Source organism: Clostridium sp. BSD2780061688st1 H5, from assembly GCF_005845155.1.
Lineage (GTDB): Bacteria > Bacillota > Clostridia > Lachnospirales > Lachnospiraceae > Claveliimonas > Claveliimonas intestinigallinarum.
This window is the reverse complement of record NZ_SPGT01000006.1, coordinates 19,090-31,458: the sequence shown is the minus strand read 5'-3', so window position 1 is coordinate 31,458 and position 12,369 is coordinate 19,090. Positions and strand designations below refer to the sequence as shown.

General features: G+C 56.8%; 12 protein-coding genes. 11 read left to right on the top strand and 1 reads right to left on the bottom strand.

Annotation, left to right across the window (positions count from 1 at the left end; translation table 11 throughout):
- Nucleotides 1-5: 5 nt before the first annotated feature.
- Complete coding sequence (locus tag FGQ86_RS05355; protein WP_138303154.1) at nt 6-968, bottom strand: transporter; 963 nt, start codon at nt 966-968, stop codon at nt 6-8.
- Nucleotides 969-1,097: 129 nt separating this feature from the next.
- Here FGQ86_RS05355 and FGQ86_RS05350 point away from each other — a divergent pair, with 129 nt between their 5' ends.
- From FGQ86_RS05350 to hisG, 11 genes are all read left to right on the top strand, one after another.
- Nucleotides 1,098-2,546 (top strand): aminoacyl-histidine dipeptidase, encoded by a 1,449-nt coding sequence (locus FGQ86_RS05350; protein ID WP_138303153.1) that lies wholly within the window; start codon nt 1,098-1,100, stop codon nt 2,544-2,546.
- A 56-nt stretch (nt 2,547-2,602) separates the two neighbouring features.
- Complete coding sequence (locus FGQ86_RS05345) at nt 2,603-3,316, top strand: M23 family metallopeptidase (RefSeq protein ID WP_033125235.1); 714 nt, start codon at nt 2,603-2,605, stop codon at nt 3,314-3,316.
- Nucleotides 3,317-3,384: 68 nt separating this feature from the next.
- Nucleotides 3,385-4,779, top strand: coding sequence for an RsmB/NOP family class I SAM-dependent RNA methyltransferase (locus FGQ86_RS05340; RefSeq protein ID WP_033125236.1), 1,395 nt, complete (start codon nt 3,385-3,387; stop codon nt 4,777-4,779).
- Complete coding sequence (locus FGQ86_RS05335; RefSeq protein WP_033125237.1) at nt 4,776-5,495, top strand: pseudouridine synthase; 720 nt, start codon at nt 4,776-4,778, stop codon at nt 5,493-5,495. The genes FGQ86_RS05340 and FGQ86_RS05335 overlap by 4 nt, the downstream gene beginning before the upstream one ends.
- A complete protein-coding gene (locus FGQ86_RS05330; RefSeq protein WP_138303152.1) occupies nt 5,492-7,420 on the top strand; it encodes a YgiQ family radical SAM protein in 1,929 nt (642 codons plus the stop codon). Before FGQ86_RS05335 ends, FGQ86_RS05330 begins: the two co-directional genes overlap by 4 nt.
- 34 nt (nt 7,421-7,454) lie before the next feature.
- A complete protein-coding gene (locus FGQ86_RS05325; protein WP_033125239.1) occupies nt 7,455-8,237 on the top strand; it encodes an SDR family NAD(P)-dependent oxidoreductase in 783 nt (260 codons plus the stop codon).
- A gap of 1 nt (nt 8,238) precedes the next feature.
- Nucleotides 8,239-8,814, top strand: a complete 576-nt coding sequence (locus FGQ86_RS05320; RefSeq protein ID WP_033125240.1) for a hypothetical protein — start codon at nt 8,239-8,241, stop codon at nt 8,812-8,814.
- Nucleotides 8,815-8,839: 25 nt separating this feature from the next.
- Nucleotides 8,840-9,856 carry an RluA family pseudouridine synthase gene (locus FGQ86_RS05315; protein WP_033125241.1) on the top strand — a complete coding sequence of 339 codons (1,017 nt, stop codon included), beginning with the start codon at nt 8,840-8,842 and terminating at the stop codon, nt 9,854-9,856.
- A 2-nt stretch (nt 9,857-9,858) separates the two neighbouring features.
- Nucleotides 9,859-10,407, top strand: coding sequence for a Holliday junction resolvase RecU (locus FGQ86_RS05310; protein WP_033125242.1), 549 nt, complete (start codon nt 9,859-9,861; stop codon nt 10,405-10,407).
- A gap of 65 nt (nt 10,408-10,472) precedes the next feature.
- Entirely contained in the window at nt 10,473-11,729 is a 1,257-nt protein-coding gene (gene hisZ / locus FGQ86_RS05305; RefSeq protein WP_138303151.1) for an ATP phosphoribosyltransferase regulatory subunit, read from the top strand.
- Nucleotides 11,730-11,731: 2 nt separating this feature from the next.
- Nucleotides 11,732-12,367, top strand: coding sequence for an ATP phosphoribosyltransferase (hisG, locus tag FGQ86_RS05300; protein WP_033125244.1), 636 nt, complete (start codon nt 11,732-11,734; stop codon nt 12,365-12,367).
- The last annotated feature ends 2 nt before the right edge of the window (nt 12,368-12,369 follow it).

The following is a 12,369-nucleotide window of genomic DNA, read 5'->3' as shown; positions in this document are numbered from 1 at the left end:
AAAGCCTACAGCAGCCCCCTTTCGGATACATAGAGAAAGACAGCGCACATACAGCTGGTCACCCCTGCGGTGGCCAGCTTTTCTGTCAGATAGGCGGAAATTCTCAGTCCTGTCCCCTGGATCATGCTGTAGGTCTGGGCGGACGCGCAGAAGCCTCCGAAGGAGGTGAGGGCCATGACCAGTACCCACCGCAGAGGGAAGGATACCTGGAGAGCAGCCAGCATGGGAACGCCCGCCGTGATCTCCAGAAAAGAAAAGAGGCACACTGACAGGGAACCTCCGGCCCCCGGGAGCAGGAAAGCCAGCTCCGTGAAGACGGAAAAAAGCATAATGTACCCTCCCACCCTTGTGATGGAGTCAAAGCTGTCCATAATACAGGCGTCCAGCACGTCGAAGGAGAAGGGCGCGCTCCTGGCGCCGGGAGGGCTTTTGAATTTTCCCCGCCGGTCCAGGCCCGGCGCCCATCTCCCCCGGAATATCCTGTAAAAGACGCGGCTGCACAGGAGAGGGGAGAGAAGGAGGATGGCCACCGAAGGGACAAACAGAGCCTGCTTACCGATGTTCTGCATGACCACATAGCTGACGATGAACATAGGGCTTGTGTTGTTGCAAAAGGACAGAAGATAGGCAGCCTCCTCCCGGCAGATTTTCCCCTCCCGCAGAAGATCCGCCGTCACTTTGGCGCCCATAGGGTAGCCGCACAGGAAACCGGCTATAACCGCAAAGGCCCCGCAGTCCGACACCTTCAGCGCCCTGCCCAGAAGCCCTCCTGCCAGCCGGGAGATACAGTGGACTGCATTGGTCCGAACCATCAGGTTGGCGGCGATCATAAAGGGGAGAAGAGTGGGAAGGACAGTCTGAAACCAAAGCAGGATCCCCTGGCTTGCCCCCCTGAACACAGGGCCCGGAAAGAGGAGCATAATAAAGAAAAATACTATGACGGCCAGCGTGAAGAGACGGCGTTTCATGGACAGGCACCTCGGCTTTTCCGGAAGGATCTGGTTTATTTTATGGCGCGGCTTGCTTTTTTATGTATTCCGTGACACAATAGAGAAAGACGAATTTACATTCAAATCACACATAAAGGAGATAAGACAATGGCAGTACTTGACAACCTGGAACCAAAGGCAGTCTTTCATTTTTTTGAGGAGCTGTGCAGCATCCCTCACGGCACATTTGACACAAAGCGGATCAGCGACTACTGCGTCCGCTTCGCAAAGGAGCGTGGACTGGAGGTGCTCCAGGACGAGGCGAACAATGTGATCATCCGGAAAAGCGGGACAGAGGGCTATGAAGGAAGCAACCCGGTGATCATCCAGGGCCACCTGGACATGGTCTGCGACAAGACCGAGGACTCAGACCACGACTTTACAAAGGACGGGCTGGATCTGTATACGGAGGAGGGCTTTGTAAAAGCCAGGAACACTACCCTGGGAGGCGATGACGGAATTGCCATCGCCATGGCTCTGGCTCTCCTGGACAGCAAGGATATTCCCCACCCGCCCCTGGAGGCTCTCTTTACGACAGACGAGGAGACCGGCATGGGAGGGGCTATGGCCGCGGACCTGACCCTCTTGAAGGGCACAAAGCTGATCAATATCGACTCGGAGGAGGAGGGCTATCTGACCTGCGGATGCGCCGGCGGCATCACCTGCCGCACCTCCTTTTCCCTTGATCCACAGCCGGATAAAGGCCTGGCTGTAAAGCTGCGGATTTCCGGGCTGAAGGGAGGGCACTCCGGGGCGGAGATCCACATGCAAAAGGGCAACGCCCTGAAGCTGATGGGACAGCTCCTCCACAGGCTGAACAGAGACGCCGGCCTGCGCCTTGTAAGCCTGGAGGGCGGCAGCAAGGAGAACGTCATTGCCATGGACTGTACCGCCACCCTTCTGGTAGCTGAGGGCGGCCTGGAGAAGCTTGAAAAAGAAGCGCAGGCCATGAAGGAGACCTGGGACGTGGAATTTATGGGGGATGAGCCGGGGCTGAAGGTGACTGTGGAGGGAGCCCAAGGGCAGGAGCTCTCCGCCGCCTCGCCGGAGCGGACCACTCAGATCATCGACTATCTCTATCTTATGCCCAACGGCCCCCAGGCCTACAGCCGGGGACTGGAGGGACTTGTAGAGACCTCCCTCAACCCAGGCGTGGCCTCCATGAAGGGGGATATCCTCACCATTCACGCCCTCGTGCGCAGCTCCGTGGACAGCAAGAAAGAAGCGCTGGCGGACAGGCTTCGGACTCTGGCGGCTCTGTGCGGCGGCGACTTCACGGCGGACAGCGATTACCCGGGGTGGATGTACAAGGAGCACTCGCCTCTGCGTGAGATCATGGTAGATACCTACAGGCAGATGTACGGGGAGGATCCCAAGGTCATCACCATCCACGCCGGACTGGAGTGCGGTCTCTTCCTCGGCAAACGCCCGGACCTTGACTGCGTTTCCTTCGGGCCGGACATTCCGGACGTTCACTCCGTCCGGGAGAGACTGGACATCGCGTCCACAAAAAGATGCTACGACTACCTGAAGGCAGTCCTGGCAAAATGCAGATAGGCAGCTACTAAAATACATACGGCCAGTCATATAGTAATACAAAAAGGAGTTTTGCGTTGAGACAAATAAGAGCCGAACGGCTGCTCCTTCTTGTATTACTATTTTCTTTTTTCTGCACTCTGGGCGCCCGGTGCCTGCTGGAGACAGGACGGCAGAACACCCTGGCCGGCAGGAGGATCTCCTCGCCATCCTACAGGCAGGATTTCTTTTCCCCTCAAATGCAAAAGGACAGGAAGCTGCTCTCAGAGGAGTGCCGCACCTTCCTGCGGCAGGTGGAGGAGGACAGCGTGTATTTTCCTGTGCCCGCGTCCTCCCTGGATCCCTCCCTTTCTGTATCCTATGTGAATTCCTGGATGTACGAACGAAATTACAAGGAGAAGAGCAGTCATGAGGGGACAGACATCATGGCTGCCAGAAACGAGCGGGGGCTCTATCCCATTGTCAGTATATCTGATGGGACTGTCACCAATCTTGGCTGGCTGGAGCTGGGCGGGTGGCGGATCGGCATCACCTCGCCTCACGGTGTCTACTACTACTATGCCCACCTGGACTCCTATGCGGGCATCAAGGAGGGGGATACCGTGAAGGCGGGACAGCTCCTGGGCTTTATGGGGGACTCCGGGTATGGCCCCGAGGGGACGAAGGGGGAGTTCGACGTGCACCTCCACCTGGGCATCTACTCCTGGGGGACGGGGGAGGAGATCAGCGTCAACCCCTACTATCTGCTGCGGTCCCTGGAGAGCAGCAGGCTGAAATACCAATATTCTTAGCTGGTGTAATCCGCCCATCTGTGTTATACTTTATCAGATGACTACGAGACAAAAAACGGAGGAAAAACATGAATCTCCCATCTGAGTTTGAAGAGAAAATGCAGCGCCTTCTGGGCGATGAATTCCCATCCTATATAGCCTGCTACGACGAACCCCGGTATTACGGGCTCCGGGTCAACACAAAGAAAATATCCGTAGAGGATTTCCGGCGGATCTGCCCCTTTGAGATCCGGCAGGTGCCCTGGATCGAAAACGGCTTTTACTACAACGGGGAGGAGGTGTCTCCGGCACGCCATCCCTACTATTTCGCCGGCCTCTACTACCTCCAGGAGCCAAGCGCCATGACCCCTGCCAGCCGTCTCCCGGTGGAGCCAGGGGACAGAGTACTGGACCTGTGCGCAGCCCCGGGCGGCAAGGCTACGGAGCTGGGGGCCAAGCTCCGGGGAAGGGGCCTTCTGGCGGCCAACGACATCAGCAGCTCCCGGGCCAAGGGGCTCCTAAAGAACATTGAGCTCTTCGGCATCGGAAACGTCCTTGTGTCCAGCGAGGAGCCGGGACGCCTGGCGGAATTTTTTCCAGAATTCTTTGACAAGATCCTTATTGACGCCCCCTGCTCCGGGGAGGGGATGTTCCGCAAGGACAAAAAGATGGTAAAGGCGTGGGAGGAGCACGGCCCCGCCTTTTTCTCAAAGATACAGAAGAATATCATCCTGCAGGCAGCCTCCATGCTGCGGGAGGGGGGCATGATGCTCTATTCCACCTGCACCTTTGACCCGTCGGAGAACGAGGAGGTCATTGCCCACCTCTTAAGAGAGAGGCCGGAATTTCACGTCTGCCCCATAGAGCCCTACCAGGGCTTTGCCCCCGGAAGACCGGAGCTGGCAAAAGGGGCGGATCCCTCTCTGGCTGACACGGTTCGCATCTTCCCCCACAGGATGCACGGGGAAGGGCATTTCCTGGCCCTCCTCCAGAAGGGGGAGCAGGCTCCGAAAAAAGGCAGTGAAGGGAAGGAGCCACCCAGACGGAGGAGCAGAAGGCTGCCGGAGGAGCTGGAAAAGTTTTTAGAGAAACTTAAGATAGATTTAAGTCCGGACAGACTGGATATTCACGGCGAAAGGGTTTATTATATGCCAGAAGGGCTTTCCGATATCCGGGGACTTCGCTTCCTGCGGACAGGCCTTCTCCTGGGCGAACTCAAGAAGAACCGCTTCGAGCCCAGCCAGGCTCTGGCCATGGCGCTCCGGGCGGAGGAGTTTGACCAGGTTATCAGCCTCCCCTGCAGCGACGAGCGGGTGATCCGCTACCTGAAGGGGGAGACCCTGGATGTGGAAGACCAGACCTCCACAGCGCAGAAGGGCTGGCATCTCTTCTGCGTGGACGGCTATCCGCTTGGATGGGGAAAGCTGTCCGGAGGAACACTCAAGAACAAATATCTGCCAGGCTGGAGATGGCAGTCCCTATGATAAGATTAGATAAATACCTGGCTGACATGGGTGAGGGCACCCGCCAGGAGGTAAAAAAACAGATCCGCAGAGGGGCTGTCACCGTCAACGGCGAGACGGTCCGCTCCCCGGAGCGCAAGGTGAGCGAAGGAGACCAGGTCTGCCTGGACGGAATAGAGGTCACCTATGCAAAAATGGAGTATTATATGCTCAACAAGCCGGGCGGTGTCGTCTCCGCCACGGAGGACAAAAGGGACAGGACTGTCCTGGACCTGATACAGGATAAGAAGAGAAAGGATCTCTTCCCTGTAGGACGCCTTGACAGGGATACGGAGGGGCTTCTCCTCATCACAAACGACGGGGAGCTGTCCCACCGCCTCCTGTCCCCCAGACGCCATGTGGATAAGACCTACTACGCGGAGGTGGACGGCCGCGCGACAGAGCAGACAAAGAAAGCCTTCCGGGAGGGAGTGGACATCGGGACCAGGGAGGAGCCTCTTGTCACTATGCCCGCCGATCTGGAAATCCTGGAGGCGGGGCGGGACCTGTCCCGTGTGCGCCTCACCATACGGGAGGGCAAGTTCCACCAGGTCAAGAGGATGTTCCACGCGCAGGGCATGGAGGTAGTCTACCTGAAGCGGGAGTCCATGGGGCCACTTAGGCTGGATGAAAGCCTGAAACCGGGAGAGTACCGGCCCCTCACCGAGGAAGAGATCAAGAGGTTGAAAGAAGAATGAAGCAGGGATTTTTACCGATTTCCAGAAAAGAGATGGAGGACAGAGGATGGAGCCAGCCGGATTTCGTCTATGTGTCCGGCGATGCCTATGTGGATCACCCCTCCTTTGGCCATGCCATCATCACCAGACTTTTAGAGTCCCTTGGATATAAAGTGTGTATCCTGCCCCAGCCGGACTGGCGCAGGCGGGAAAGCATCATGGAGTTCGGGGAGCCAAGGCTCGCCTTTCTCGTGTCAGCGGGGAACATGGACTCCATGGTCAACCACTACACAGTGGCAAAAAAGAGGCGCCGCACGGACGCCTTTTCACCTGGCGGTGTCATGGGAAAGCGTCCTGATTACGCCGTGGTTGTATACTGCAATCTGATCCGTCAGGTGTACAAGCATACCCCCATTATCGCGGGGGGCATTGAGGCCAGCCTGCGCCGTCTGGCCCACTACGACTACTGGTCCGACACGCTGAAGCGATCCATCCTTCTGGACTCCGGAGCGGACCTCATCTCCTACGGGATGGGAGAGCGGTCCATCGCCGCTGTGGCGGAGGCGCTGGACGCAGGGCTTTCCATCCGGGATATCACCTATATTGACGGGACTGTCTGCAAGGTGCGGGATCTTTCCAGTGTCTACGACCCGGTGATTCTTCCGTCCTACGAGGCGCTGAAGGAGGACCGGCTGAATTATGCCAGAAGCTTCTACACCCAGTACTGCAACACGGATCCCTTCTCCGGCAGGAGGCTGGTGGAGCCCTACTCGGACCACTGCTTTGTGGTCCAAAACCCGCCTGCAAAGCCCCTGACTCAGGAGGAGATGGATCAGGTGTACAGCTATCCCTACATGCGCACCTGGCACCCCGCCTACGATGAGGCGGGCGGTATCCCGGCCATCCAGGAGGTAAAGTTCTCCCTGGTCAGCAACAGGGGATGCTTCGGGGGCTGCAGCTTCTGCGCCCTGACCTTTCACCAGGGCCGCATCCTCCAGACGAGAAGCCATAAATCCCTTCTGACAGAGGCAAAGGGGATGACGGAGGATCCGGATTTCAAAGGGTACATTCACGACGTGGGCGGGCCCACTGCCAATTTCCGGCAGCCCTCCTGCAAAAAGCAGCTCACAAAGGGCGTATGCAGCAAAAAGCAGTGTCTCTTTCCAGAACCCTGCAAAAACCTGGAGGTGAGCCATAAGGACTACGTAAAATTATTACGGAAACTGAGAGAGGTGCCCGGTGTGAAGAAGGTGTTTATCCGCTCCGGCATCCGGTTCGACTATGTGATGGCCGACAGGGACGACACCTTCCTCCGGGAGCTGTGCCAGTACCATGTGAGCGGACAGCTCAAGGTGGCCCCGGAGCATATTGCGGACCCGGTCCTTGATAGGATGGGGAAGCCAAAGAACAGCGTGTACCAGTCCTTTGTAAAGAAATACGAAAGCATCAACCGACAGATCGGGAAAAAGCAGTACCTGGTTCCCTATCTGATGTCCTCCCACCCGGGCTCCACCCTGAAGGAGGCCATCGCTCTTTCCGAGTACCTGCGGGATCTGGGAGTTATGCCGGAGCAGGTCCAGGATTTCTATCCCACCCCCTCCACCATCTCCACCTGCATGTACTACACAGGTGTGGATCCGAGGGACATGGGGCCGGTCTACGTGCCGAAAAATCCGCATGAGAAGGCCATGCAGCGGGCCCTTATCCAGTTCCGGGATCCGCGGAACTATGATCTGGTTCTGGAGGCTCTGAAAAAAGCGGGGCGGATGGATCTGGTGGGATTTGATAAGAAATGTCTGATCCGTCCAAGAAGACCAAAGGATAAGGAAGAGGGCGCGGGCAGACGCATAAAGCAGTACGCTCCGGCCGGCCAGGGGGAGAGAAAGGCCGGAAAGAGGGGAAAGAAAAAGACGATCCGCAATATACATAGAAAGAAAACCATATAGATAAGTATAGATAATTGATAAAGAAGGGATTTATATGAAAACAGCAATCGTGACAGGCGCCTCCTCCGGTCTTGGAAGAGAGTTCGCCAGACAGATACCGAAGTTTTACCGCAGCCTTGATGAGATATGGCTCATTGCCCGCAGCAGCGACAAGCTGGAGCAGCTGAAGGAGGAGCTGACAAAGGAGACCGGCATCTACTGCCGCATCTACGACAGCGACCTCACAAGAGACTATGTCTTCTATCACCTGCAGCGGGACCTGGAGGCCCTCAGGCCGGACATTCGGATGCTCGTCAATGGAGCCGGCGTCGGGTGCAACGCTCTTGTATCCCAGTCAAGCCCGGAGACCCTGACCGGGATGATCCAGCTGAACTGCACGGCCCTGACCCACCTGACCAGCCTGTGCCTGCCCTACATGAACCGGGGAAGCCGCATCGTCAATCTGGCCTCCGCGGCTGCCTTCGCGCCCCAGCCCGGATCTGCGGTCTACGGCGCCACGAAGGCCTACGTGCTCAGCTTCAGCAGGGCCCTTGGCCAGGAGCTGGCTGACAGGAGGATCTTTGTCACCGCCGTCTGCCCGGGGCCTGTGGAGACGGACTTTTTCCGCACCGCCGGAGAGCCGGCAGGGAAGACCAGGCAAAAGCTCATGGCCCAGCCCGGGAAAGTGGTGCGAAAGGCTCTGTCGGACGTGCGCAGGCGCCGCAGCGTCTCTGTATACGGCGCGGCCATGAAGGGGGCCAGGACGGCCGCCAAGATTGCGCCGGACAGACTGACGGACTGGTTTATGAACAAAATGAATACAAGGAGTCTGACTTAAGATGAAGATAGAAAAAGGAACACCTGGCTATCTGAACGCCAGAAAAATACGGCTTTTGCTGCTCACTCTCCTGGAGTTTGCCATTGTGATCGCCCTCCTGGTGCTGGGGTACATGCAGACCGGCACCAGGCTGAACCTGCTCACCGTAGTGGCCATTGTGGGCTGTCTGCCGGCCTGCAAGGTGCTGGTGGGACTCATCACCCTGCTGCCCTACAGGACTGCTGACCAGGACAAGGCGGCCGAGATCCGGGAAAAGGCGCCCCTTCTCACCACAGCCTTCGACCTGGTCATCACAAGCCGGGAGAAGATCATGCCCGTGGAGGCGGTGGTCATCTCCGGAAATACTGTCTGCGGCTACGCCCCCAACAGGAAGACTGTCCCCGAGGAGGCCGCAAAACACATCAGGAATATTCTGGAGGAGAACCGCCTGAACAAGATCACTGTAAAGATCTTTTCCGATTACAAGCCCTTTCTCACAAGGGCGGAGGGGCTGAACAGCATCGCCCAGGTAGAGCACAGCGAACACAGCAAGAAAGAGAAGCGGATCCGCCAGATCCTTCTCAACATTTCCATGTAGGGAAAATATATAGGGAAAAGAAACTATGAGGGAATTACAGATAGCAGAGAATGAAGCCGGGCAGCGCCTGGACAAATTTCTCGCCAAATACATGAAAAAAGCCCCCAAAAGCTTTTTCTACAAGATGCTCCGCAAAAAGAACATTGTCCTCAACGGAAAGAAGGCCTCCGGCAGTGAAAAGCTGGCCCAGGGAGACGTGGTGCGGCTCTTCCTGTCTGAGGAGACCATCGACGGCTTCTCGGACACAGCAAAAAATGCCGGGAAGGTTCCTGGGAAAGCTGCCGGGAAAGCCGGTGAGGAAAGGAGCCCCTTCCGCCTGACAGGCAGTGACATCGTCTACGAGGACGACCACGTCCTCCTTTTAAACAAGCCCGCCGGCATCCTGTCCCAGAGGGCAGACAACCGGGAGCTGTCCATGACCGAGTATGTCATCCGCTACCTGCTGGAGACGGGGCAGCTCACAGAGGAGGAGCTGCGCACCTTCCGGCCCTCTGTGTGCAACCGTCTGGACAGGAACACAAGCGGCCTCATCGCCGCAGGGAAGAGCCTTGCCGGGCTCCAGGAGCTGAGCCGCCTCTTCAAGGACAGGAGCCTGAAAAAGTACTATCTGTGCCTTGTCAGGGGCAGAGTGGAGGAATCCCAGCGGATACGGGGCTGGCTGCAAAAGGACAGACGGACAAACCGGGTCACTGTCCACCAAAGAAAGAACGCCCCGGAGGATCTGTTCATCGAGACAGAGTACCGGCCGGTATCCATCATAAGAGACGCCACCCTTCTGGAGGTGCATCTGATAACCGGCCGCACCCATCAGATCAGGGCCCACCTGGCGGGGACGGGGCATCCCATCATCGGGGATTACAAGTACGGGGACAGGAGGGTAAACGACCGCTTCAAAAAGGCCTACGGCCTGAAAAGCCAGCTTCTCCACGCCCACCGCATGGTCTTTCCTGAGATAGCGGGCCCCCTTGCCCATCTTTCAGGAAAAGCCTTTGAGGCGCCTCTCCCGGATCTCTTTTCCAGGATACTGAAGGAGGAGAAATAGCAATGGCCACATGGAATACAAGAGGACTGAGGGGATCAGAGCTGGAGGATATCATCAACAGGACTAACGAGCGGTACGCGGAAAAAAATATCGCCCTGATCCAGAAGATCCCCACCCCCATCACACCGGTCCGGATGGACAAGGAGCACCGACAGATCACCCTGGCCTATTTCGAGCAGCGCAGCACAGTGGACTATATCGGCGTTGTCCAGGGAATTCCGGTATGCTTTGACGCAAAGGAGTGCGCGGAGGGCACCTTCCCCATCCAGAATATTCACGAGCACCAGGCCGTATTTATGGAAAAATTTGAACGGCAGGGCGGGGTGGCTTTCCTTCTCATCTACTTCAGCGGTGAGCACAGGGCCTACTACATGCGGTTTGAAGAGCTCCTGAAGTTCTGGAACCGCTCCCGCCAGGGAGGACGCAAGAGCTTCCGCATGGACGAGCTGGATCCCCGCTTCTTTCTGGATATGAAGGCAAAGGTCTATCTGCCCTATCTGGATCTTATGAACCTGGATCTGTCCATGAGGGACAAACTTGACAATACATAAAAAAGTGCGTATAATTGCAAAAGAGTTTTAACGTTTTAGCACGGTAAAGTGCGAGGAGGATTTTCATGAAACAGTTACTACATACACCGGAGGGAGTCCGTGATATATACAACGTGGAGTGCGGCAAAAAGCTTTCCCTGGAGAGCCGTCTGCACAAGGTGCTGCAGCTCTACGGCTATCACGACATCCAGACACCTACTTTCGAGTATTTTGATGTCTTCCGCAAAGAGATCGGCACCACCCCCTCAAAGGAGCTTTACAAGTTCTTTGACAAGGAGGGCAATACCCTTGTGCTCAGGCCGGACATCACCCCCTCCATCGCGAGAGCGGCGGCCACCCTCTTCGGGGAGGAGGAGCTTCCCATCCGTCTCTGCTACACAGGGAACACATTTGTCAATCATTCCAGCTACCAGGGCAGGATGCGGGAGAATACTCAGATGGGCGCGGAGCTGATTGGCGTGGACACGGTGGAGGCCGACGCTGAGATGCTGGCCATGGTAGTGGACTGTCTGTCCTCCATCGGGCTGCGTGAGTTTCAGGTCAGCGTGGGAAACGTGGATTTCTTCCAGAGCCTGATCGAGGATGCCTCCCTGGATTCGGAAGCCGAGATGCGGGTGCGGGAGCTCATAGGTAACAGGAACTACTTCGGCGTGGAGGAGTATCTGGACAGCATCCAGGTGAGAAGGAGCGCAAAGGAGGCCCTCTCCGGACTGGGCGACCTGTTCGGAGGCGTGGAGGTGCTGGCTCAGGCCCGGAACATCGCCCCCAACTCCAAGGCTATCATGGCCCTGCGCCGCCTGGAGCAGATCTACGATATTCTGAAGATATACGGGGCCGAGAAGTACATCAGCTTTGACCTGAGCATGAGCGGAACCTACGGCTACTACACAGGCATCATTTTCCGTGGATACACCTTCGGAACAGGGGATGCCATCGTAAAGGGCGGCCGGTACGACCATCTTCTGGAGAAATTCGGCAAGGAGTCCCCCTCCATCGGTTTCGCCCTGGTCATCGATGAGCTGATGAAGGCTCTCACAAGACAGCACGTGCGGATCACCTACTCCCGCAAAAACACCCTCATCCTCTATGACAAGGGGATGGAGAAGTCTGCTATCGAGCTGGCCAAGGAATTCCGGGACAAATTCAAGAACACGGAGCTTCTGCGCAAGGAGACGGGGAAGACGCTGGACGACTACAAGAGGTACGGAAAAGAATACTATGCCGGAAGCCTGATCTACATTCAGGCGGACAGACAGATCTTAATGATCAACCTTATCACAGGGGAGGAGAAGGTTGTAGGCAGTAAGGAACAGGAGCAGTAATTATGAGATATCTGACATTTGCCCTGGGAAAGGGCAGACTTGCAAAACATACACTGGAGCTTTTTGAGAAGATCGGCATCACCTGTGAGGAGATGAAGGACGAGAAGTCCAGAAAGCTCATTTTCACAAACGAGGATCTGAAACTCCGGTTTTTCCTTTCAAAGGGCCCTGACGTGCCCACCTATGTGGAATACGGGGCGGCGGACATCGGGATCGTCGGCAGGGATACCATCCTGGAGGAGGGGCGAAAGGTCCACGAGGTCATGGATCTGGGCTACGGCGCCTGCCGCATGTGTGTCTGCGGGCCCAAGAAGGCGGCTCCTCTGCTGGAGCACCACGAGCTCATCCGGGTGGCCACAAAATACCCCAATATCGCTAAGGACTATTTCTACAACACAAAGCATCAGACCGTGGAGATCATCAAGCTTAACGGCTCCATCGAGCTGGCCCCCATTGTGGGCCTTTCTGAGGTCATCGTGGACATCGTGGAGACCGGCTCCACCCTGCGGGAAAACGGCCTGACCGTGCTGGAGGAGGTGTGCCCCATCTCTGCCAGAATGATCGTAAATCCGGTCAGCATGCGGATGGAGAGCGACAGGATCAGAGATCTCATCACCCGCCTGCGAACGGTGATTTAGCG